The following is a 22,144-nucleotide window of genomic DNA, read 5'->3' on the forward strand; positions in this document are numbered from 1 at the left end:
GTGTTTGATAACTCTTATCATTGGTGATTATCAGGCCGCGCGTCATAATGCCCGCCGCCAATGAAATCTTGCAGAGTCTAGGGAGCTAGCTTGTCTACGCCTGTCGAACCCTTGCGTTTGCTGCTTCTGGCCGATACGCCTGAGTGGGCAGCGTTGTTGCGCGAGTGCCTGGCGCCGATGGGCGATGGGGCTGTGCTGATCAGCGCGCCAAGTTGGGATTCCGTGAGTCGTCTGTTCGATGACGACCAGAGCGCGGTGCTGTTGACCACACCTGCCCTGCAACCTGCCCCCGGCCGTTGCAGCTTGCCCTGCGTGCTGCTGCTTGAGCAGGAGCCGCTGGTTGCGCCCCTTGGCGTCAGCGATTGGCTGGTGCGTGATGCAATAGCTGTCGACACGCTACGCCGCTGCCTGCGTCATGTGCGCGAGCGCGGTGTACTGGAGACGACCCTGCAACGCCTGGCCGAGCAGGATCCGCTCACCGGTATCGCCAACCGCCAGGGCTTCCAGACCTTGCTGGCTGCGAGGCTGGCCGAGAATGATGGTCGCGGCCTGGCCCTCGGCCATCTGGACCTGGACAATTTCCGCCATGCCAACGATGCCCTCGGCCACCAGGCCGGCGATCGCCTGATTCTGCAGGTCGTGTCGCGGCTCAAGAGCCAGCTCGAAATCGGCGACCAGCTCGCCCGCCTGGGCAGCGACGAATTCGCCCTGCTGATCGACACCCGCCGTGCGCCGCAGCGTGCTGAATGGATGGCCGAACGCATCATCGAAGCCATGGCCGAACCCTACTGGGTGGATGGCGAAAGCCTGCTGATCGGCTGCAGCCTGGGCGTGGCCCATGCCCGCGCTCGCGCCGGCGCCGACCCGCTGATGTGGCACGCCCATATCGCTATGCAGCAAGCTAAAAGCACTCAGGGTTGCACCTTTCATATCTTCAACGAACGCATCAACCGCAACGCCCGCAGTCTGGCCGATCTGGAGAGCGAACTGCGTCGTGCCCTGCGACGCGATGAGCTGGAGCTGCATTACCAGCCGCGCCTGGACCTGGATGACGGCCATATCGTCGGTCTCGAAGCCTTGGTGCGCTGGCGCCACGGTGAGCGCGGCCTGCTCCCGCCCAGCGAGTTCGTGCCCCTGGCCGAGCAAAGCGGCTTGATCGTGCCGCTGGGCTATTGGGTGATCTCCCGTGCCCTGCGCGACATGCAGGATTTGCGCGAACGCGGCCTGCCGCCGCTGCACATGGCGGTCAACCTGTCGTTCCGTCAGTTTCAGGACAGCCAATTGCTCTCTACCCTCAGCCGCCTGATTGCTGAGCGTGGGGTGGAGGCGCAATGGTTGGAGTTCGAACTGACCGAAACCGCCGTGATGCGCCGCAGTGACTTGGTCAAACAAACCATGGATGCCCTTGGTCGCCTGGGCGTGCGGTTTTCCCTGGATGACTTTGGTACCGGTTTCTCATCGTTCGTGCACCTCAACAGCCTGCCGATTGCCCTGCTGAAAATCGATAAGAGCTTCGTGGGCGGCATGGAGGAGCGCGAAGAGAACCGCAAGTTGGTGCACGCCATGATCAATCTGGCTCACAACCTCAACCTGGAAGTGGTGGCCGAAGGCGTCGAAACCCCAGAGCAATTGGCGCTGTTGCGTTTGTTCGGTTGCGACCAGGGCCAGGGTTACCTGATCAGCAAGCCGTTGCCATTGCCTGAGCTGGTGGATTACCTGACTATCGGCAATGGCCGGCAAGCCATGCCGGGCGCGGCCAACTAGCGCGGCGAAGCAACGCAATAGGCTTCTAGTCCGTTTGCGCAGTCTGAAACGCTACTTGGTCCGCAGGTTCCTGGTGAATCATGCGTTTGATCTTCGCTTCAAACGCCCAGGTCAGGCTCACTGCCGCGCAGGCCAGCCCCAGTGCCAATCCCCACCATACACCGGTGGGGCCCCAACCCAGGGTGAACGCCATCAGCCAGGCCGACGGCGCACCGATCAGCCAGTAGCAACCCAAACCGACCAGGAAGGTGGTTTTGGCGTCCTTGAGCCCACGAATGCAGCCCATGGCGATGGTTTGCACGCCATCGAACAGTTCGAACCAGGCCGCCACGGCCAACAGGCTGACGGCCAGGACGATGACGTCATGGAACGCCGGGTCGTTATGGTCGAGGAACAGTCCGATCAGCGGGTCGGAATACAGCCACAGCACGGCGGCAAACCCCAACATCACCAAGGCGCCGAAACCGATTCCGACGCGTCCTGCCAGACGGGCCCGCAGCAACTGCCCGGCGCCGTAGTGCTGGCCGATGCGCATGGTCACTGCGTAGGACATCCCCGCCGGCACCATGAACGCCACCGAGACGATCTGCAGAGCGATCTGATGCGCAGCCAGTTGCGTGCTGCCCATGGTGCCCATGCACAGCGCCGCGAAGGCAAACAGCCCGACTTCCACCGCATAGGTGCCGCCAATCGGCAGCCCCAGCCGCCACAGTTCGCGCAGATAGTGGGTATTGAGGCGCAGCAGGCCGCTGCTCAGCGGGTAGGCGGCATACGCACGATTGCTGCGGATGTACCACATCAACGTCAGCGCCATGCCATTGGCGACGATCGCCGTGACCAGGCCAATGCCCATCAGGCCGAGTTTCGGCAGGCCGAACATACCTTCGATCAGTGCGTGGTTGAGCAGGTAGTTGAGCACCGTGCCGCCGAGGCTGATCACCATCACCGGCGTGGCTTTACCTATGGCGCTGGTGAAGCCACGCAGGGCCATGAAGCTCAGGTAGCCAGGCAGGGCGAACGGCAGGATCGTCAGAAATTGCCCCGCCGACTGCACGTTGGTTTCGGTCTGGCCGAACAGCAGTAACACCGGTTTGAGGTTCCATAGCAGCAGGCCGGCCGCCAGGGCCATCAACCAAGCGAGCCAAAGCCCTGCCTGGGTCAGACGCGTGGCGCCTTCGATGTCGCCCGCGCCATGACGGATGGCCACCAGCGTACCCACGGCGGCGATCACGCCGATGCAGAAGATCGACACGAACGAATAGCTCGCCGCGCCCAGGCCACCGCCGGCCAAGGCTTCGGGACTCAGGCGCGCCATCATCAAAGTGTCGGTCAGCACCATGAGCATGTGGGCCAACTGCGAGGCGATCAGCGGCCCGGAAAGCCGCAGAATGGCCCAGAGTTCGGTACGTGCCGGATGCTGCATAATCATCACGCTCTGAAAGTCATAGAATTGGGGGAGGGTTGATTCTCGGCGCTCTCAGCCCATTGCACAAAGGGATAAATGCGATCGTTCGCATGATTAAAACTCATGCTCCTATCGAGTCTGGTAGGGTTCTCGTATTGAGTTGTCGGAGCTTTCCCAATGTCTCGTCGTCTTCCACCGCTTTATGCCCTGCGTGCCTTTGAGGCCGCTTCCCGGCACAACTCTTTCACTCGCGCCGCCGAAGAACTGTCCATCACCCAAAGTGCGGTGAGCCGGCATATCCGCACCCTCGAAGAGCATTTCGCCTGTCGCCTGTTCCAGCGTAGCGGTCGCCACCTGCAACTTACCGAGGCCGCACGGCTGCTGTTGCCCGGCGTGCGCGAGGGGTTCGCCGCGTTGGAGCGGGCCTGCCACACCCTCAATAGCGAGGACGACATCCTGCGCATGAAGGCCCCCTCCACCCTGACCATGCGTTGGCTGCTGGCGCGGCTCAGTCGTTTTCGGCATTTGCAGCCGGGCAATGAGGTGCAACTGACCAGCGCGTGGATGAGCGTTGACGAAGTGGACTTCAACCAAGAGCCGTTCGACTGTGCCGTCCTACTCAGCAATGGCCATTTCCCCACGGATTGGGAGGCGTGTCGCCTGTTTCCCGAGATGCTGATTCCCGTCGGCGCCCCCAACCTGCTCGACGACGGCCCCTGGGACGCGGCGCGACTGGCCACGGCTGAGTTGCTGCACCCGACGCCGGATCGGCGCGATTGGCGCTACTGGCTGGAGCGCATGGGGCTGTCGTCCCAAGTGTCGCTCAAGGGGGGGCAAGTCTTCGATACCCTGGAACTAGGCATGATCGCGGCGGCGCGGGGGTACGGCGTGTCCATGGGCGACCTGCTGATGGTGGCCGAAGACGTGGCTCAGGGGAGGCTGAGCCTGCCATGGCCCAGCGCTGTGGCCAGTGGCGAGCACTATTATCTGGTCTGGCCGAAAACCCGTCCGGGTGGCGAGCGCCTGCGACGCCTCGCGGATTTCCTGCAGAGCGAAGTGCAAGCGATGGTGTTGCCTGCGGTGGAACGCTTCGATTGAAGTGCTTATAACGCTGGTGCGCAACCGTTTGCGCGATACCCCTGCGATTCGCTCAAGTATTGCAATCACCCGCCGAAGTAGGTGTGTTGGAACCATCGTGCACCAATGTTTGCCCACTTAGATAATTTGCCGAGCAGCGCTATGAGATCAGGATGATCCTGGCCTCGGCCAGGAGCTGTCATGTCTCAACCTCGTGCCCGGATTGCCTCCCAACTCGGTATGGCCCTTGCCGTGATCCTGGCTGTCGCCATTGGCGGCAGTACTGTTTTTGCCCTGCGTTCCCTGGATGCCGCCAACCTCGACACCCGCGAGGAACATTTGGCCAGCGAGGCGCGCCTGCTCGCCGACCAGCTGAATACGTTCCATAGCACGCTGCGTGAAAGCACTCAGCGCCTGACGGGGCTGTTCGAGAAGCGCTTCAGCGCGGGCTTGAGCGTGCGCGCGGACCAGCCCATCGCGGTCGCCGGTGTGCAGACCCCGAGCCTGTATCTGGGCAGCGAGGTGCTGAACAACAACTTCACCGAAGTGGATGTGTTCAAGCAGATGTCCGGCGGCGTAGCCACGGTGTTCGTGCGCAGTGGCGACGACTTTATCCGGGTCAGCACCTCCCTGACCAAGCAGGACGGCAGCCGCGCCATCGGTACTGTGCTGGACCGCCAGAGCCCGGCGTATGCGCGGGTGTTCAGCGGGCAGCCCTATATTGGTCGGGCGGTGTTGTTCGATCGCTCCTATATGACTCAGTACAGCCCGGTGCGTGACGCCAGCGGCAAAGTCATCGCGGTGCTGTTTATCGGTTTCGACTACACCGATGCGCAGAACGCCCAGTTCGAGAACCTCAAACGCTTCCGCATCGGCCAGACCGGTTCTCTGGCCTTGCTGGATGAACAGAAACACTGGCTGGTGTCGCCGGCGGGTGTGCAGGCCCCGGAGCAAGCGGTGCCGGTGATGCTGGATCTGGCCAAAACCCCAGGCAAGGGGCGTTTCTGGAGCGATAAGAGCGAAGACTTCTACAGCGTATCGGTACCGTTCGACGGCGGACCGTGGGCAGTGGTCGCCAGCATGCCAAAGGCGGAAATCCGCGCGGTCACCTGGGCCGTCGGCCTGCGTCTGGTGATCGGCAGTGTGTTGGCGATGTTGCTGGCGGTGGGTGCGACGGTCTGGTTGTTGCGCAGCAAACTGGCGCCGTTGGGTGACTTGGTGCGTCAGGCCGAAGCCCTGGGGGCTGGGGATTTGAGTGCTCGCCTGAGCGTCTCCAGCCATGACGAGATCGGCCAACTGGCGCGCGCCTTCAACCAGATGGGCGAAGCGCTGTCGACCATGGTGTCGCATATTCGCAAGGCGGCCGAAGAGGTCAACGGTCGTGCTCAGGCGCTGTCCGGGTTGTCCGGGGGCGCCTATGAGGGCATGGAGCAGCAGTCCGGTGAAATTACTAGCATGGCCGGCGCGGTGGAAGAGTTCAGCGCCACATCGCTGAACATCGCCGACAACATGGGCAACACCGAACGTCTGGCTCAAGAGAACGCCCAACAGACCCGGATCGGACGCAACTCGATGCAGGAAGCCTCGTCGTCCCTGGAGCATATCGCTACGGCACTGAACAGCACCGCAACGGTGATCAACACGTTGGGTCAGCGTTCCCAGGAGATCGGCGGCATCGTCGGTGTGATCACCGCCATTGCCGAACAGACCAACCTGCTGGCGCTCAACGCCGCCATTGAGGCTGCGCGGGCCGGTGAGCAAGGCCGTGGTTTCGCTGTAGTGGCGGATGAAGTGCGCAATCTGGCCTCGCGTACACGTGAAGCCACCGATGAAATTTCCGGGATGATCCAAAGCATTCAGAAAGAAACCGGCAACGCCATCAGCACCATGGAGCAAGGCAATGTGCTGATGCAGGAAGGCTTGTCGCGCAACGCCGACGTGGCGTCGGCCCTGGCGCGGATCGACGAACAAAGCCGCTCGGCCGGTCAGCAGTTCGCTGCGATTACCACGGCTACCCAGGAACAGAGCAGCACCGCGACTTTGCTCAGCAGCAACCTGCAAAGCATTGCGCTGGCCAACAGTGAACAGCGCGAAGTCGTCTCGAACCTGGCGATCACCGCCAAGGAGTTGGAGACGCTGGCGTCGGGCTTGCGGCATGAGGTGGATCGCTTCCGATGAAGCGCTGTTGATCAGGGAGGGAGGCTCACGTGATAGCCGCCGGACGGTATTGCAGCGCCTCCTTCAGATGCTCGCGAGTGATCGTAGCCTCCTGCTCCAGATCGGCTAACGTGCGGGCCACCTTGAGTAAGCGGTGAGCCGCGCGCAAGGAGAGTGTCAGCCGCTCGCAGGCGCTCTCCAGCCAGCTCTCGTCGGCCTTCGCCAGCCTGCAATGCTCGCGCAACCCCGGCAGGTCCAGAAACGCATTGGCACAGCCCTGGCGTTTTTCCTGCTGCTCCCGCGCGTTGGCAACCTGTGCGGCCGCCGTTGCTGTGTTATCCCCGGCTGCCAGTGCCGGGTTCAGCGCCGTGGTTTCCCGTGCAACCGTCAGGTGCAAGTCGATCCGGTCCAGCAACGGCCCGGACAGTTTGTTGCGATAGCGCTGGATCTGCTCCGGCGTGCAGCGACAGCGCCCGGTGGTGTCACCCAGATAACCGCAGGGGCAGGGGTTCATTGCGGCCACTAGTTGGAAACGCGCCGGGAACCTTACGCGGTCGCGCGCGCGGGAAATCACGATATGCCCTGACTCCAGCGGCTCGCGCAGTACCTCCAGCACCTTGCGATCGAATTCCGGTAATTCATCCAGAAACAGCACACCGTGATGGGCCAGGGTGATTTCCCCCGGCTGGGGTTTCGAGCCACCGCCCACCAAGGCCGGCCCGGACGCGGAGTGGTGGGGTTGGCGAAACGGCCGATGGGGCCAATGGCTCAGAGGTGCCAGGCTGACCACCGACTGGATGGCCGCGACTTCCAGGGCTTCGTGTTCGGTCAAGGGCGGCAGCAGACCGGGCAAGCGGCTGGCGAGCAAGGTTTTGCCGGTGCCGGGCGGGCCGCTGAACAGCAGGTTATGTGCGCCAGCCGCAGCAAGCAGCAGCGCGCGCTTGGCCGCCAATTGGCCCTGCACTTCACTCAAGTCCGGATAGGGCTTGTTCAGATACAGCAAGCCATCGGACCTGTATGGCTCGATCGGCACCTGGCCGGTCAAGTGCGCCACCACCTGTAGCAAGTGATCCACTGCAATCACCTTCAAGCCCGATGCCAGGCAGGCTTCTTCGGCGTTCGCACGCGGCACTATCACCGTGCGTCCCGCCTTGCGCGCAGCCAGTGCCGCCGGCAGTACACCTTTCACCGCGCGTACCTCGCCGGACAGGGCCAGTTCGCCCAGGCACTCCACGTCATCGAGCATCAGTGCCGGCACTTGCACACTCGCCGCCAGGATGCCCAAGGCAATCGCCAGGTCAAAACGCCCGCCGTCCTTAGGCAGGTCAGCGGGCGCGAGATTGAGGGTGATGCGACGGGCAGGGTATTGCAGCGCGGAGTTGAGAATGGCGCTGCGCACGCGGTCTTTGCTTTCCTTGACTGCGGTTTCGGGCAGCCCCACCAGCGTCAGGGACGGCAGGCCGTTGGCCATATGCACTTCGACGGTGACGGCGGGCGCTTCGACGCCGATCTGGGCGCGGCTGTGGACGATGGCGAGGGACATGCTCGTTCCTTGAAAAGTGAGGGCCGCTTCCTGCGGTTTTTCAAGGGTAGACGAGGTGGGTAAGAGCGGGGCGGGGAGGTTTTACTGAACGTATCTTGGGTAGGTGGAGCGTGAGCCTGTTCGCGAAGATCTGCGCGAACAGGCTCGTCTCAACAGAGGTATGGGCTATTTCTGATCAGGCGTCAGCCGCGCTTCCAACTCCGCCACCTTCGCCTCCAGGCTCTCCAGCCGCGCACGCGTGCGGGCCAGCACGACCATCTGGCTGTCGAATTCTTCACGGCTGACCAGGTCGAGCTTGCTGAAACCGCTTTGCAGCAAGGCCTTGAACTGGCTTTCGATTTCATTGCGGGGCAACGGAGTTTCTCCGCTGAACAGGCGAGAGGCGTGGCCGCTCAGGGCGTCGAGGAAATCTTTGGGCGCGAGCATGGGAAATATTCCGGAAAAACTGTTGGCGGTCAGTGTATCACGCACCGTCTATAGTCTTTTTCACGGCCTTGTGCGCACGCTTTTCGCGCAGAGGGGCGGCGGGCCACGCACCGTTTTTGTGCGCATTACGCTCACCAAAACGACCCGCAGGTGGACATAAGTGGGCAAAGGATTGATTTCAGTGGTTTTTACGGAGCTGGCAAGGTTTCTGCTTAGACGATCATGACCCATGCACTGATGCAGTCGCTGTGACGAATGCAGTGCGCCGATGGATCAGGGGTACAGGTTTGTCACCAGTGGTTAGCTGTCGTCGCAACGGCATAGCCGAGGCGACGACGCGTTACAAAGCCAGGCACTGCGCTTAGACTTGAGACGGGTTTGTTTTCCTGGGGCAAGTCCACCAATTCGGGAGAGAGTTTTCATGAAGCTAGTCACTGCCATCATCAAGCCGTTCAAGTTGGACGATGTACGCGAGTCGTTGTCCGAGATCGGCGTGCAGGGCATTACCGTTACTGAGGTCAAAGGCTTCGGTCGGCAGAAGGGTCACACCGAGCTGTATCGCGGCGCGGAATACGTAGTGGATTTCCTGCCGAAGGTGAAGATTGATGTCGCCATTGACGACAAGGATCTTGACCGGGTTATCGAGGCGATAACCAAGGCCGCCAACACCGGCAAGATCGGTGACGGCAAGATCTTCGTGGTCAATCTGGAACAGGCTATTCGCATCCGTACCGGCGAAACCGATACCGACGCAATCTAAGCCGCCAAACCCCAACGCCCCAGGAGAAAACAATATGACTCTGCGTAAATTCGCAGGGCTCGGAGCCCTGTTGTCCATCGTAATGCCAAGCCTGGCCATGGCGGCAGACGAAGTGGCTGCTCCAGTCCTCAACTCCGGCGACACCGCGTGGATGCTGACATCCACTGCGCTGGTGCTGTTCATGACCATCCCTGGCCTGGCGCTGTTCTACGGCGGCATGGTTCGCTCCAAAAATATTCTGTCGGTGATGATGCAGTGCTTTGCCATCACGGGCCTGATCAGCATCCTGTGGGTTATTTACGGCTACAGCATCGCGTTCGATACCACTGGTATGGAACAGGGCGTGGTCAACTTCAATTCCTTCTTCGGCGGCATGGGCAAGGCGTTCCTGGCGGGTGTCACCCCGGCCAGCATCACCGGGCCGGCGGCGTTGTTCCCCGAAGCGGTGTTCATCACTTTCCAGATGACCTTCGCGATCATCACTCCGGCACTCATCGTCGGCGCCTTTGCCGAGCGCATGAAGTTCTCCGCCATGCTGATTTTCATGGCCATCTGGTTCACCCTGGTCTATGCACCGATCGCACACATGGTGTGGAGCGGCAACGGCGGCCTGTTGTGGGACTGGGGCGTGCTGGACTTCGCCGGCGGCACCGTGGTGCACATCAACGCCGGTGTCGCGGGCCTGGTGGCGTGCATTGTGCTCGGCAAGCGTAAAGGCTACCCGACCACGCCGATGGCGCCGCACAACCTGGGTTACACCCTGATCGGCGCGGCCATGCTGTGGATCGGCTGGTTTGGTTTCAACGCCGGTTCCGCGGCGGCCGCCAATGGCACCGCCGGCATGGCGATGCTGGTGACTCAGATCGCCACCGCTGCTGCGGCGCTGGGCTGGATGTTCGCCGAGTGGATTACCCACGGTAAGCCAAGCGCACTGGGCATCGCTTCGGGTGTGGTCGCTGGCCTGGTTGCCGTTACGCCAGCTGCCGGCACCGTAGGCCCGATGGGCGCCCTGGTGATTGGCCTGGTGGCCGGTGTGATCTGCTTCTTCTGCGCCACCAGCCTCAAGCGCAAGCTGGGCTATGACGACTCCCTGGACGCCTTCGGTGTGCACGGTATCGGCGGTATCGTCGGTGCGATCCTCACCGGTGTTTTCGCAGCCCCTGCGCTGGGCGGCTTCGGCACCGTGACGGACGTAGCGGCACAGGTCTGGATCCAGTGCAAAGGTGTGGGCTTCACCGTGATCTACACGGCGATCGTCACCTACGTCATCCTTAAGGTGCTGGACATGGTCATGGGCCTGCGTGTCACCGAAGAGGAAGAGGCGGTTGGCCTCGATCTGGCGCAACACAACGAGCGCGGCTACAACTTGTAAGTACGCGAAAAAAAGATGCCCGGCTTGCCGGGCATTTTTTTGTCTGGCGTTTGTCAGTCATAGGGCGCCAGGCCATTTTTGTGCAGCGATTGTGATGGGGCGCACACGGCATTTTTCAGCGTGCGAATGTCTTACAGGCATGTAGGCGTATTCGACACTTTGTTTTTTCCCAGAGCGCGCTAGAATGCGCGCCGATGGGCGGAGAACTGTATGTGGCAACAGACCCTGATTACCCTGCGGGCCAGGCCCCGGGGCTTTCACCTGGTGACCGACGAATTGCTTGCCGGCTTGCCTGAATTGAAGGCATGTCGTGTAGGACTGTTGCACCTGTGGCTGCAGCACACTTCGGCCTCGTTGACTATCAACGAGAACGCCGACCCGGCGGTTCGCCGTGACTTCGAACGTTTTTTCAACTCGCTGGTACCACAAGGCCGTGCAGGGTTCGAACACAACGACGAAGGTCCGGACGATCTGCCGGCGCACTTCAAGGCCAGTCTCCTGGGCTGCCAGCTGAGTTTGCCGGTGAAGGCCGGCCGCTTGGCGATGGGGACATGGCAAGGTGTTTATCTGGGCGAGCACCGTGATCATGGCGGTGCTCGTAAAGTCCTCGCCACTTTGCATGGTGATGGGGCATAGGCCACTGGTTAACCGGTGGACGTTGATTTTTTTCCAGCCGCCTCGACAGAGGATCAAGCTGGGCTATAACTAATCTGCTTTTCGCAAGTCATGAGGTAGAACATGAGCGACGATGATCTGGAAAACGACGAACTTGAAGTAGGTGACGACGACGAGGCTGATGATAGTCTCGACGCGGCAGCTGTTGACGACGACGTTACTGGCGAGGCCGATGACAGTGTCGGCGATGACGCAGCTCCTAAAGCCAAAGGCAAAGCCAAGGCCGCGGTTTCGGTCGATGAGTTGCCGAGCGTTGAAGCCAAGAACAAAGAGCGTGATGCCCTGGCCCGCGCGATGGAAGAGTTCCTCGCTAAAGGCGGCAAAGTGGTCGAAGTCGAGCCCAACGTGGTAGCCGATCCGCCCAAGAAGCCGGATAACAAGTACGGCAGCCGACCTATCTGAGGTCAGTCACCCGCTTGTAAGAAAAAGCCCGCCGTCGCTGCGGGCTTTTTCATGCCTGATGTTTTTAGTCTTATGCGATTCAAATGTGGGAGGAGGTTTACCCCCCCGATAGCAGGGGATCAGTCCCTCAATTGCTGGCTGACCTATTGTAGTCGGAGGCAAGCCTTCTCCCACCGCTGGATTTCCAGGATTATTGCCAGCTGCGGAGCAGTTCCGGCAACTCCGTCAGGCTGCGAATCTCCGCATCCGGGCGCTTATCCGCCTCCCAAGCCTTGCCCGTCGGGTTGAACCACACCGCACGCAGCCCCGCCTGCTGTGCGCCGGCAATGTCGTCCCCTGGATGATCACCCACATGCACTGCCGCGTCCGCATTCACGCCGCCACGCTGCAAGGCTTCCTGAAACAACCGTGCATCCGGTTTGGCAATGCCGACATCCTCGGCCCGCAGGGCGAAGTGAAAGTAGTCCGCCAGGCCGACCCGCTGTACGTCAGCGTTACCGTTGGTGATGACCCCCAGCAGGTATTGGCGACGTAGCGCCTGCAGCATGGGTTCGGCTTCGGGGAAGACCGTCAGTTGATGACGTGCATGGATGAACGCTTCAAAGCACACATCCGCCATTTCGGTGGCCTCGGGCTGTGGGTAACCAGCCTCTTCGAATGCGTGCGTCAGTACCCGATGGCGCAACAGGCTGATGCGGTGCTTGAGTTCCGGGTGACGTTCCAGCACCTGTTGGCGCAATCTAGCGAAATGCTCCAGAGGCAGGTCTCCGACTTTGGACGCATGGGTCGCCAGCCATTCGCGCATCGACGCTTCGGCGCTGATGATGACCGGTACGTTGTCCCAGAGCGTGTCGTCCAGGTCGAAAGTGATCAGCTTGATAGTCATGAGTCGCCGCCCTTGATGCGTTTGGCCCTTGGATGGGCGCTGTCGTACACCGTTGCCAGGTGTTGAAAATCCAGGTGGGTGTAGATCTGTGTGGTCTTGATATCGGAGTGCCCGAGCAGTTCCTGTACGGCGCGCAGGTCTTGGGACGATTCCAGCAGATGACTGGCAAAGGAGTGCCGCAGCATATGCGGGTGCAGGTTTTGCCCCAATTCGCGCTCGCCCGCGGCCTTGACCCGGACCTGAATCGCCCGTGGCCCGAGGCGTCGGCCCTTCTGGCTGATGAAGACGGCGTCGTCCGCCGGGTTAGCCAACGCCCGCAGCGCCAACCAATGCTGCAACGCTTCGCGGGCCTTGCTGCCCACGGGCAGTACGCGGGTCTTGCTGCCTTTACCGAGCACTTGCACCAAGCCGTCCGCCAGGTCCAGTTGGTCGAGATTCAAGCTGGTCAGCTCCGACAAGCGCAGGCCTGAGGAATAGAACAGCTCAAGGATTGCCTGGTCGCGGTGGGCGAGGAAATCATCTTCTACTGCGCCTTCAAGCAATTGCAGGGCGCGATCGGTATCCAAGGTCTTGGGCAGGCGCCGTTCGCCCTTGGGTGGTGACAGGCCATTGGCCGGGTCGTGGTCGCACAGGCCTTCGCGATTGAGGTGGTGATAGAGCCCGCGCACCGCCGACAGTAGACGAGACAGGCTGCGCGAGGATTGCCCCTGCTGATGCAGGCGTGCGATCAAACTGCGCAGGCTTTGGATATCCAGCGCCTTCCAGCTGCCGATCTGCTGCTTTTCGCAGTAGGCCAGAACCTTGTTCAAGTCCCGCCGGTAGGCTTCCAGCGTGTGGGGTGACACCTGGCGCTCGTTGCGCAGGTGCGCGCAGTAAGCGTCCAGTTGCCGTTCCATAACTAGCGCACCGCGCGCAGGGAAGTGGTGAAGCGCGGCAGGACGCGGCCGAGCACTTCGGCGATATAGGTCAGGAACAGTGTGCCCACCGAGCTTTTGTAGTGCGCAGGGTCGCGGCTGCCAATAGCCAATACGCCGTGCAGGCCTTGATGGCTGAGGGCGACCACGGCGGTGGAGCCGATCTGTTTGCGCTGTTCGGCGCCGAACAGGAAGTCCAGTTCATGTTCGCGCAAGGTGCCGCTGACGGTCTTGCCTTCGCACAGCAGCCCGCCGATTGCGGTTTGAGCTTCGCTGCCACTGACCCATCGGCCCACCGGCATCGGGTTGTCGCTGAACAGAATGAGGCTGACAAAAGGCACCTGGAAGTCCTGGCGCAGGCTGTCTTCCACGGCCATCACCGTTTCTTCCAGGCTGGTGGCGTCCAGCAGGGTCAGTATCAGGCGGCGGGTTTTGTCGAACAGGCGATCGTTGTCGCGGGCCACGTCCATCAGGTGCGAGAGCCGATGGCGCATTTCGATATTGCGCTCGCGCAGGATCTTCATTTGTCGTTCCACCAACGACACGGTATCGCCGCGCTGGTGGGGGATGCGCAAGGCCGGCAGCAGTTCGTCATGTTCGACGAAGAAATCCGGATGAGCCTCAAGGTACGCCGCGACGGCAGCGGCCTCCAGAGTTTCGCTCGAGGATGCTTGTGCGGGTACTTGAGGCTTATCGGTCATTGGATTGGCTCACTCATAGACGGACCTGTCCTTCGTATACGCGCGTGGCCGGCCCGGTCATCATCACCGGGTGGCCCGGGCCCGCCCATTCGATGGACAAGCGCCCACCGGGCAGGTCGATCAGCAGCGGCGAATCCATCCACCCCTGGGTGATCGCGGCGACGGCAGCGGCGCAGGCGCCGGTACCGCAGGCCTGGGTTTCGCCGGCGCCCCGTTCCCACACGCGCAATTGCGCGCGGTGACGGTCGATCACCTGCAAAAAGCCCACATTGACCCGCGCCGGAAAGCGCGGGTGGTTTTCGATTTTCGGCCCCAGTTCATGCACGGGGGCGTTATTGATATCGGTGACGCGCAGCACGGCGTGGGGGTTGCCCATGGACACGGCCGCCAGGTCGACCACTTTGCCGTCGACCTCTACGGCATAACTGGTCGCCTGCTCGCTGGCCTGGAACGGAATATCCGCCGGCACCAGACGTGGCGCGCCCATGTTGACGCTGATCTGGCCGTCGTTGCGGATATCCAGCTCGATCACGCCGCTCTTGGTCTCGACGCGAATCTGGCGCTTGGCGGTCAGGCGTTTGTCCAGCACGAAGCGCGCAAAGCAGCGCGCACCGTTGCCGCACTGTTCCACTTCGGAACCGTCGGAGTTGAAGATCCGGTAACGGAAATCCACCTCCGGGTTAGTGGGCGCCTCAACGATCAGTAACTGGTCGAAGCCGACGCCGGTATGCCGGTCGCCCCACTGTTTGGCGTGCTTGGGCAGGATATGCGCGTGCTGGCTGACCAGGTCGAGAACCATGAAATCATTGCCCAGCCCGTGCATCTTGGTAAAACGCAGCAGCATGGCTTACTCCGGCAGCAGGCTTTCGCCAGCATACAACTCGGCTACCGTCTCGCGGCGACGCACTTCAAACGCTTGATCACCGTCCACCAGCACCTCGGCGGTACGGCCGCGGGTGTTGTAGTTGGAACTCATGACAAACCCGTAGGCACCGGCCGAATGCACGGCCAGCAGATCGCCTTCTTCCAGGGCGAGCTGACGATCCTTGGCCAGGAAGTCACCGGTCTCGCAGATCGGGCCGACGATGTCATAGGCGCGCGCTTCACTGTTGCGCGGCGTTACGGCGGTGACATTCATCCAGGCCTGGTACAGCGCCGGGCGGATCAGATCGTTCATCGCCGCGTCGACGATGGCGAAATCCTTATGCTCGGTGTGCTTGAGGTACTCGACCTGGGTCAGCAGTACGCCCGCGTTAGCGACGATATAGCGGCCCGGTTCGAACATCAGCGCCAGATCGCGGCCCTCGATGCGCTCGCGCAGGGCCTGGATGTAATCGGCAATCAGCGGCGGCTCTTCATCGCGATAACGCACGCCGACGCCACCGCCCAGATCGATGTGGCGCAGGTAAATGCCACAGTCGCCCAGGCGGTCGATCAGTGCCAGCAGGCGGTCGAGCGCATCCAGGAACGGTGGCAGCGTGGTCAATTGCGAGCCGATATGGCAGTCGACACCCAGCACTTCCAGGTTCGGCAGTTGGGCGGCGCGGATGTACACGTCCTCGGCGTCGGCAATTGCGATGCCGAACTTGTTCTCTTTGAGACCGGTGGAAATGTACGGGTGGGTGCCGGCATCGACATCCGGGTTGACGCGCAGGGAGATCGGCGCACGAACACCCATCTCGGCGGCCACCACCTGGAGGCGCTCCAGCTCTTCGCTGGACTCGACGTTAAAGCAATGCACGCCGACTTCCAGTGCGCGGCGCATATCTTCGCGGCTCTTGCCGACGCCGGAGAACACGATTTTGTCGGCCTGGCCGCCGGCGGCCAAAACACGTTCCAGCTCGCCACGGGACACAATGTCGAAACCGGCGCCCAGGCGCGCCAGGACATTGAGCACACCCAGGTTCGAGTTGGCCTTGACCGCGTAGCACACCAGGTGCGGCACGCCATTCAACGAATCGGTAAACGAGCGGTATTGCGCTTCGATGTGCGCACGGGAGTACACGTACGTCGGGGTGCCAAAGCGTTCGGCAATCGCGGACAGCGCCACGCCTTCCGCGAACAGCTCGCCGTCCCGGTAGTTAAAAGCGTCCATGGGGTTCCCTTATTCGAAGGTGTCGTGCTTATGCGCTTTTGCTGGCTTTTGCGACGATTGCGCCTGTTCGTTCGGGTCTTTGCTGTCATCGGGCAGGTACAGTGGGCCTTTTTGACCACAGGCACTAACGAGGCAAGCGACCGCGACGAGCGCAGCAAGGGAAGAGATCAGGCGCTTCATGGCGAAATCCTTGAATATGCATTAATTGCGCCCGAGTATACCCACCACCCGCCAGCTTGCCTATGCGCTGGAATACCCGTCCGGCGGGGGTTTGCCGTCTTAAGCGCGAAGCAGACTACGCTGGCTTGGGATATTTCATACCGAGATTGGTAATGAAATCGGTATCCTTTGCAATCGGCGAAGCTCGCCCGTATCGTGCGGCGCTTGAGCAAAACCAGACACTTTCGAGGTTGCCACAATGAGTTTGACCGAAGCCCGTTTTCACGACTTGGTGGATGCGACCCAGCAGGCGCTGGAGGATATTTTTGATGACAGCGGCCTGGACGTGGACCTGGAAAACTCGGCAGGCGTGCTGACCGTCAAATTCGAGAGTGGTCAGCAGCTGATCTTCAGTCGCCAGGAACCGCTGCGTCAGTTGTGGCTGGCCGCTCGCTCTGGTGGCGTTCACTTCGATTACGACGAAGAAAGCGGCAAATGGCAGTGCGACAAGAGTGAAGAGTTGTTGGGCGAAATGCTCGCGCGCCTGGTCGAGGAATATACCGGCGCCGAGCTGGACTTCGACGAGATCTGACCGTGACCCAGCCTGCACCCGTACGCCCGCCCAAGCCGCTGTTCAGCAATGTCAGCCCGGCGGTGCCGTCACCTTGTATCAGTTTGTGTCGTCTGGATGAGCACAAAGTCTGCCTTGGCTGCTTCCGGCATGTCGAAGACATTCGCGAATGGCGCTCCGCCGACGATGATCGGCGTCGGGTGATCCGCGCCGAAGCCGAGCAGCGCAGGGCCCGCGCCTGAGGCCGTCTTGTTTATTTGTGACGCTGTGTTAGTGTCCGGCTACGCCTCAACTCATCGAGGCCCGTGAGAACCCCGCCTTTTTCTGGCGGGGTTTTGCTTTTTTGTGCAGAAAAAAGGAGTCTGCCTGAATCATGACCACCGCACCGTCCATCATCCTCACCCGCCTTGACGTGCAGCGTCTGGAGCAACTGATCGATCGCTTGGGCGACGAGTCTCCCGGCGTCGAAGCGTTGCAAGCCGAACTCGACCGCGCCGAAGATGTGGTCGGCCACGATGAAGTGCCTGCGGGTGTCGTGACCATGAATTCCAGCGTGCATTGCCGCGAGCAAGGCAGCGGTAAGGACTACCACCTGACTCTGGTCTACCCCAAAGACGCCAACGCCGACGCCGGCAAGATCTCGATCCTGGCGCCTGTCGGCAGCGCGCTGCTCGGCCTGCAGGTGGGCCAGCATATCGACTGGCCGGCTCCGGGTGGCAAGACCCTCAAACTGGAACTGCTCAGTGTCGAAGGCCAGCCAAAAGATGGTGGCGCCTTTCCTCTCTAAATCTGGCTCAGCGCTTCGTTGAGCGACCGTTCCAGTTCGGCCTTATAGCGCAGATACAGGTTGCTTGGGCTTTGTACATCACCGAGCAGGCCTGACAGGTCCAGGTCGGTGATGTAGCAGCGGTAGCGCTCGGGTTCCCGGCGCTGCCCGACAATTTCCTGGGCGACCACGGTGAAGAGTTGATCGCCGAATTCCAGCTCGGAAAACTCCCGCTGATTGCAGTACAGGGTGATGCTCACTTGGCCCGGTGCCGCCTTGCCGATAATCGCCTGCACGTCATAGAACGGTTTGTTCGCCGGGGTCAAAGGCGCTGGCCGAGGTTCGACGCCACGGGCGCGGCCGCTGCCTGATGGCAACAACTGGTAATACAGCGTTTGCACGGCACTCATGGGTTGCTGCGGGTCCAGCGGTGACAGCGCTTCGCGGCGATAGATGATCGATTGCAAAAAGCGCTGCAACGGCACCAACAGGCTCTGTTCATCATGGAAGGGCAAGCGCTGTTTCCAGAGCGAGTTGAACTCATCCAGCACGTACAACTCGGCGTAATCTTCATTGACCCGGTAGAACACCTGCACGCAGGCCGCCATGCCCATGGGCAGCAAGAGCGCCAGGTCGTGATCTTCCAGGGCCATGGCGTCCAGGTGCAGGGGGCTATAGCTGGCCAATTCTTCGCTGAGGTAGGCGATCAGCGCGTCCTGGGTGGCCAACGAAACGTGGGTGGCCTGGCCGGGCATCAATTCCATCACATGGTAGTGCTGCTGCACTTGCAGCAGATAGCGATGGTTGGACTGACCCAGCAGCAGGTGTTGCGCGGTATCGAAGACTTCCTCAACACGCTGCGCGATAAATTGCGCACGGTTGTGACAGAAGCAGCGCACCCGCAGGCGCGGCAGATGGTCCGGTGGCAGTTGGTTGAGGTAATCCCGTAAGCAATCGAGCAACGCATGGGGGCCGTCGTAGCGGCTGACCATCACCTCGTTCCAGCTGTTGAGGGTCACTTGGTCGAGGGTCAGCACCAGGTTATCGCGCACCCCGGCGTAACTCAGGGAATCGGTGCGCTCGGTGGTCATCAGAATGTTCAGCTCGCGGTGATGCTTGAGCGGGTCGACGCCGACATTGATCAGCAACAGCACCTCCTCGGGCACCGCCGAACGCAGCAGGCGCTCCTCATCGACGCTGGCCAGGGGCAGAGCGATGGTCTGTTGCAGGCTGCCCAACAGATTGAACAGCTCGAATTCGGTCATGTCGCTGACACCGGGGTGCAGGGCCAGCCGTGTGCTGCTGTCGATGACGCCGTTGCGATGGCACCAGGTGAGCATTTCCAGCAGATCGCGGCTGCGCTTGATCGGCGCGAAGTGTTCGCACTCCAGAGCAGTGAGATTGCCGTTATATAAACTCCAGTGATGCTGGCCCGGCTCTTTGCGGTTAGGCGATTGAAGCAGGGTGAGGGTGTCTTCGGCCAAGTCCGGGGCGATACCCGGGTTGATGAATTCGACTTTGCCGGCTTTGCGCTCGAACGCGGCGTACAGGCGCCGGCCCAGCACATTGAGGTCGCGCTTGTTGATCAAACTGACGGTCTGTTCGGTGCGGGCGAATTGGGTCAGGAAGCGGTAGCTGTGGTTGAGCTCGTTGACCAGGGCGCGGCGTTCGGAAGCCACTTGGCGCACCTTCCACTGGCTTCGGCTATCCAGTAACGCCAGTTGACGCGGGTCCCAACCCCACTCCTGGGCCAGTCGTTCGAGCAACAGGTGTTGCCAACTGCTGGCGCGCTGCCCGGCGCTGAGCTTGCGGTTGACCTTCAGGTACAGACTGCGCCGCACCAGCTCCAGCCGTTCCGGCTCGTTACGCTGCTTGAGGTAGCCCTCGATATGGCGGTAGACCACAACGTAGGGGTCCAGCTCGTCCAAGTCCACTTGATTGGCGTACACGGCCTGTTTGAAGCGCAGGCTCAGGCATTGCACCTGCGGGTGTTCGCTGGCGTACACCTCGGTCAGCAACAGCTTGAGCACCGACTTGTAAGGCGACTCGATGCCTTTGAACAACTGCCACAGCCCGGCGCCCATGAATTCGCCCGGTGGGATGCGCGCCAGATGGCCAAGGTCCAGGGTTTCATCGGCGCGAATAAAGCGCTTGGACAGCAGCGTATGGGTGAATTCGGCGTAGCGGGTTTCTTCATATACCGGCACCAGCCACCAGATCGGTGTACGCCCGGCCAGCCAGATGGCGGTGCGATAGAACTCATCGAGCAGCAAATAGTGCTGGGTCGTGCCGCAGTCGTCGGAGCTGAGTTGGGTGTCGCGCTCGCCGAGTACGAAGCGCGTCGGTTCGATCAGAAAAAAGTGCGCCTCGGCGCCCATGCTCTGGGCCCAGGCCTCCAGCAATTGGCACTTTTTGCGCAGTTCGGCCAGCTCGTTTTCGCCCAGATCCGCCGCGTGGCATACCCACACATCCATGTCGCTTTGGTCGGCCTGGGCCAACGTGCCAAGGCTGCCCATCAGGAACAGCCCATGGATCGGTCGGGGCGGGTTGCCATGGCGCGGTTTATAGGCGAACGAGCGGGTCAGGCGCTGGGCTTCGATCAGTGCTTGGGGGGTAGGCTCGAAATTCGACAGCCCCGCCGGCGTGCTGCCCGAGACATAACCGGGCAAGAGCGGGTGATTGACGTGAAAGAACAGCGGCAACAGGGTCAGTACGCTTTGCTGGCGAGGTGTCAGCCCCTCGACGGCGCGGGCCATGCGGCCTTCATTGAGCGCCATGAAACGCGCGCGCAACTGTGCAAGCACCTTGCGGTCGATGCCTTCGTCCAAGTCGGGGCGGATTTCATGGGTGCGGGTCATGTCGAACTCGTTGGCTCGCAGAGCCCGGCGTGGGCGGCCGTGTAGGAGTTTACAGTCAGAAACGTAGGAGGTTTAGAGGGAAATGGTTTTTTGGCGTCAGAATTTTACAGTCGCTCAGGCGACGCCCTCGGAATCCGCGGCGGCGGACTCCATGGGCGGCATCCGGAATCAGGCGGCTTCTTTGTTCGTGGCAGTGGTCAAGATGGTCAGCAGGGTTTGCGCTTGCTCGGCAGCATCGCGGCCAAGGCTGGTCAGATAGCCCCCATCCGGCTGGTCGATCAGTTTTTTATCGAAGAGACGTTTGACTGCGGCGATAGCGCTGGGCGCGGCGGTCTGATGGACTTTCAGGCCTTCCTGGGTGCTGTCCAAGGGGAAGAGTGCAAGGATTTCCAGTTCGGCAACCAACTCAGGGGTATACGACATAAGGACTCCAGACTTTCTAAATTTATTAGAGGCTAGCAGGCCATAAGGTGAACTCACTTTGCCGAACTGTCCAGCGTGTTGCTGCGTCTCGGAGCTATTCCTTTTCCGGCGGCAGCTCGGGCAGTGCGCGTAGCGCTGTTTCGTACCATTGGGTATCGAACGCGCGACCCTCGTACAGCATGGCGCCAATTTCGAAAGCCAGCACATGAGCCATCAGGTTTAGAATTTCTTCCCGCTCATAGCCCACCAACGTCAGCTTGTTGAATGTGGCCTTGGCGGCGGGTGGGTTGTCACTTTCGATCTGGTTTTCGATCGCTCCGATCAGCATATGTTCGGCAAAAGCTTCTTCGTCATTGTCGATATCAGTGGGCTCGCTCATGGCGGTGCTCCTCAAGGAAAGGGCGCCAGTCTACCCCCATTCAAGCAGGTGATGCTGCTGGTCAAGCGGCCACCGGGCGTCTATAACGCTTGCAGCCAACCCCGCACACGGCCTGGAGGCTTTGCGATGCTCAAGCTTTACGGATTTTCGGTCAGCAACTACTACAACATGGTGAAACTGGCGCTGCTGGAGAAGGGCCTGCCCTTCGAAGAAGTACTGTTTTATGCCGGGCAGGCCCCTGACGTACTGGCGGTCAGCCCGCGCGGCAAGGTGCCGGTGCTGGAGGTGAAGCAGGGCTTTATCAATGAAACCAGCGTGATCTTGGAATATATCGAACAAACCCAGGAAGGGCCGTCACTGCTCCCGGCCGACCCGTTCGAGCGCGCCCAGGTGTTGGCCTTGTGCCGGGAAATCGAGCTCTATATCGAACTGCCCGCGCGCGCCTGCTTTGGCGAAGCATTTTTTGGCGTAGTGGTTGCGGAGGCGATCAAGGAAAAATCCAAGGCGGAATTGCTCTTGGGCATCGCTTCGCTGGGGCGGCATGGCAAGTTTGCGCCGTTTGTAGCGGGGGAGAGCTTCACCATTGCGGATCTGTACTTCATGTACAGCTTGAACCTGGCCTGCGGGGTCGGCGAGAAGTTGTTCGGGCTGGACTTGCTGGCGCAGTTGCCGGCGGCCAAAGCGTTGCTGGATCGCCTTAACGCAATGCCCAACGCGCAAAAAGTGGAGGCGGACAGGCAAGCCGCGATGCCGGCGTTCCTGGCCATGGTGGCGGCGAAAAAGTGATCAAGTGTGGGAGGGGGCAAGCCCC

The 22,144-nt window shown here is 61.2% G+C and carries 23 protein-coding genes and 1 pseudogene; 12 read left to right on the forward strand and 12 right to left on the reverse strand.

Annotation, left to right across the window (positions count from 1 at the left end; all coding sequences use genetic code 11):
* The first annotated feature begins 90 nt into the window (after positions 1–90).
* Complete coding sequence (locus tag ACFZPT_RS01605) at positions 91–1,764, forward strand: putative bifunctional diguanylate cyclase/phosphodiesterase (RefSeq protein WP_379554925.1); 1,674 nt, start codon at positions 91–93, stop codon at positions 1,762–1,764.
* A 25-nt stretch (positions 1,765–1,789) separates the two neighbouring features.
* Here ACFZPT_RS01605 and ACFZPT_RS01610 read toward each other — a convergent pair whose 3' ends face one another.
* Positions 1,790–3,193 (reverse strand): NorM family multidrug efflux MATE transporter, encoded by a 1,404-nt coding sequence (locus tag ACFZPT_RS01610; RefSeq protein ID WP_099312914.1) that lies wholly within the window; start codon positions 3,191–3,193, stop codon positions 1,790–1,792.
* Between the two features lie 153 nt (positions 3,194–3,346).
* On the opposite strand from ACFZPT_RS01610, the gene ACFZPT_RS01615 reads away from it, so the two are divergent.
* From ACFZPT_RS01615 to ACFZPT_RS01625, 3 genes and pseudogenes are all read left to right on the forward strand, one after another.
* Positions 3,347–4,267 (forward strand): LysR substrate-binding domain-containing protein, encoded by a 921-nt coding sequence (locus ACFZPT_RS01615; protein WP_034101456.1) that lies wholly within the window; start codon positions 3,347–3,349, stop codon positions 4,265–4,267.
* Positions 4,268–4,486: 219 nt separating this feature from the next.
* Positions 4,487–5,521 (forward strand): annotated as a pseudogene (locus ACFZPT_RS01620) (Cache 3/Cache 2 fusion domain-containing protein); the annotation flags it as partial.
* A 180-nt stretch (positions 5,522–5,701) separates the two neighbouring features.
* Positions 5,702–6,424 (forward strand): methyl-accepting chemotaxis protein, encoded by a 723-nt coding sequence (locus tag ACFZPT_RS01625; RefSeq protein ID WP_376697625.1) that lies wholly within the window; start codon positions 5,702–5,704, stop codon positions 6,422–6,424.
* A 25-nt stretch (positions 6,425–6,449) separates the two neighbouring features.
* Here ACFZPT_RS01625 and ACFZPT_RS01630 read toward each other — a convergent pair whose 3' ends face one another.
* Together ACFZPT_RS01630 and ACFZPT_RS01635 are read right to left on the reverse strand one after the other, a co-directional pair.
* Complete coding sequence (locus ACFZPT_RS01630) at positions 6,450–7,946, reverse strand: YifB family Mg chelatase-like AAA ATPase (protein WP_034115444.1); 1,497 nt, start codon at positions 7,944–7,946, stop codon at positions 6,450–6,452.
* Between the two features lie 165 nt (positions 7,947–8,111).
* Positions 8,112–8,372, reverse strand: coding sequence for an accessory factor UbiK family protein (locus tag ACFZPT_RS01635; protein WP_034101453.1), 261 nt, complete (start codon positions 8,370–8,372; stop codon positions 8,112–8,114).
* A 421-nt stretch (positions 8,373–8,793) separates the two neighbouring features.
* Between ACFZPT_RS01635 and glnK the strand changes: the two genes are divergently transcribed.
* The 4 genes from glnK (at position 8,794) to sutA (ending at position 11,581) form a co-directional block, all read left to right on the forward strand.
* Positions 8,794–9,132 carry a P-II family nitrogen regulator gene (gene glnK / locus ACFZPT_RS01640; RefSeq protein ID WP_002555808.1) on the forward strand — a complete coding sequence of 113 codons (339 nt, stop codon included), beginning with the start codon at positions 8,794–8,796 and terminating at the stop codon, positions 9,130–9,132.
* 34 nt (positions 9,133–9,166) lie between these two features.
* Positions 9,167–10,504, forward strand: a complete 1,338-nt coding sequence (locus ACFZPT_RS01645) for an ammonium transporter (protein WP_034101452.1) — start codon at positions 9,167–9,169, stop codon at positions 10,502–10,504.
* Positions 10,505–10,714: 210 nt separating this feature from the next.
* Positions 10,715–11,140 (forward strand): secondary thiamine-phosphate synthase enzyme YjbQ, encoded by a 426-nt coding sequence (locus tag ACFZPT_RS01650; RefSeq protein ID WP_034101451.1) that lies wholly within the window; start codon positions 10,715–10,717, stop codon positions 11,138–11,140.
* A 102-nt stretch (positions 11,141–11,242) separates the two neighbouring features.
* Positions 11,243–11,581 carry a transcriptional regulator SutA gene (gene sutA, locus ACFZPT_RS01655; RefSeq protein ID WP_034101450.1) on the forward strand — a complete coding sequence of 113 codons (339 nt, stop codon included), beginning with the start codon at positions 11,243–11,245 and terminating at the stop codon, positions 11,579–11,581.
* A gap of 190 nt (positions 11,582–11,771) precedes the next feature.
* On the opposite strand, the gene ACFZPT_RS01660 is transcribed toward sutA, so the two are convergent.
* From ACFZPT_RS01660 to ACFZPT_RS01685, 6 genes are read right to left on the reverse strand one after another with little or no spacing between them, the layout of a single operon-like run.
* The gene (locus ACFZPT_RS01660; protein WP_034115442.1) at positions 11,772–12,467 is read right to left on the reverse strand and encodes an HAD family hydrolase; all 696 of its coding nucleotides are present in this window, start codon (positions 12,465–12,467) and stop codon (positions 11,772–11,774) included.
* The gene (gene xerC, locus ACFZPT_RS01665; protein ID WP_379554924.1) at positions 12,464–13,363 is read right to left on the reverse strand and encodes a tyrosine recombinase XerC; all 900 of its coding nucleotides are present in this window, start codon (positions 13,361–13,363) and stop codon (positions 12,464–12,466) included. The genes ACFZPT_RS01660 and xerC overlap by 4 nt, the downstream gene beginning before the upstream one ends.
* Before the next feature lie 2 nt (positions 13,364–13,365).
* A complete protein-coding gene (locus ACFZPT_RS01670) occupies positions 13,366–14,082 on the reverse strand; it encodes a DUF484 family protein (protein WP_047881764.1) in 717 nt (238 codons plus the stop codon).
* Between the two features lie 13 nt (positions 14,083–14,095).
* Positions 14,096–14,926, reverse strand: a complete 831-nt coding sequence (gene dapF / locus ACFZPT_RS01675; protein ID WP_034101446.1) for a diaminopimelate epimerase — start codon at positions 14,924–14,926, stop codon at positions 14,096–14,098.
* Between the two features lie 3 nt (positions 14,927–14,929).
* Positions 14,930–16,177 (reverse strand): diaminopimelate decarboxylase, encoded by a 1,248-nt coding sequence (lysA, locus tag ACFZPT_RS01680; protein WP_099312908.1) that lies wholly within the window; start codon positions 16,175–16,177, stop codon positions 14,930–14,932.
* A gap of 9 nt (positions 16,178–16,186) precedes the next feature.
* On the reverse strand, positions 16,187–16,357 hold the full coding sequence (locus ACFZPT_RS01685; RefSeq protein WP_034101444.1) for a lipoprotein: 171 nt from the start codon (positions 16,355–16,357) through the stop codon (positions 16,187–16,189).
* A 238-nt stretch (positions 16,358–16,595) separates the two neighbouring features.
* Between ACFZPT_RS01685 and cyaY the strand changes: the two genes are divergently transcribed.
* From cyaY to rnk, 3 genes are all read left to right on the forward strand, one after another.
* A complete protein-coding gene (gene cyaY, locus ACFZPT_RS01690; protein WP_034101443.1) occupies positions 16,596–16,928 on the forward strand; it encodes an iron donor protein CyaY in 333 nt (110 codons plus the stop codon).
* 2 nt (positions 16,929–16,930) lie between these two features.
* Positions 16,931–17,149 carry a DUF1289 domain-containing protein gene (locus ACFZPT_RS01695; RefSeq protein WP_034101442.1) on the forward strand — a complete coding sequence of 73 codons (219 nt, stop codon included), beginning with the start codon at positions 16,931–16,933 and terminating at the stop codon, positions 17,147–17,149.
* Positions 17,150–17,280: 131 nt separating this feature from the next.
* Positions 17,281–17,694, forward strand: coding sequence for a nucleoside diphosphate kinase regulator (gene rnk / locus ACFZPT_RS01700; RefSeq protein ID WP_034101441.1), 414 nt, complete (start codon positions 17,281–17,283; stop codon positions 17,692–17,694).
* On the opposite strand, the gene ACFZPT_RS01705 is transcribed toward rnk, so the two are convergent.
* From ACFZPT_RS01705 to ACFZPT_RS01715, 3 genes are all read right to left on the reverse strand, one after another.
* A complete protein-coding gene (locus ACFZPT_RS01705; protein WP_379554923.1) occupies positions 17,691–20,531 on the reverse strand; it encodes a class I adenylate cyclase in 2,841 nt (946 codons plus the stop codon). The genes rnk and ACFZPT_RS01705 overlap by 4 nt on opposite strands.
* A gap of 168 nt (positions 20,532–20,699) precedes the next feature.
* Positions 20,700–20,954: a TIGR02647 family protein gene (locus ACFZPT_RS01710; RefSeq protein WP_034101439.1), complete on the reverse strand. Its 255-nt coding sequence runs from the start codon at positions 20,952–20,954 to the stop codon at positions 20,700–20,702.
* A gap of 94 nt (positions 20,955–21,048) precedes the next feature.
* A complete protein-coding gene (locus tag ACFZPT_RS01715) occupies positions 21,049–21,333 on the reverse strand; it encodes a hypothetical protein (RefSeq protein WP_034101438.1) in 285 nt (94 codons plus the stop codon).
* A 126-nt stretch (positions 21,334–21,459) separates the two neighbouring features.
* On the opposite strand from ACFZPT_RS01715, the gene ACFZPT_RS01720 reads away from it, so the two are divergent.
* Positions 21,460–22,119, forward strand: a complete 660-nt coding sequence (locus tag ACFZPT_RS01720; RefSeq protein ID WP_034101437.1) for a glutathione S-transferase family protein — start codon at positions 21,460–21,462, stop codon at positions 22,117–22,119.
* Positions 22,120–22,144 lie beyond the last annotated feature (25 nt).

This window comes from Pseudomonas sp. MD330_10 (assembly GCF_042610415.1).
Classification (GTDB): domain Bacteria; phylum Pseudomonadota; class Gammaproteobacteria; order Pseudomonadales; family Pseudomonadaceae; genus Aquipseudomonas; species Aquipseudomonas rhodesiae.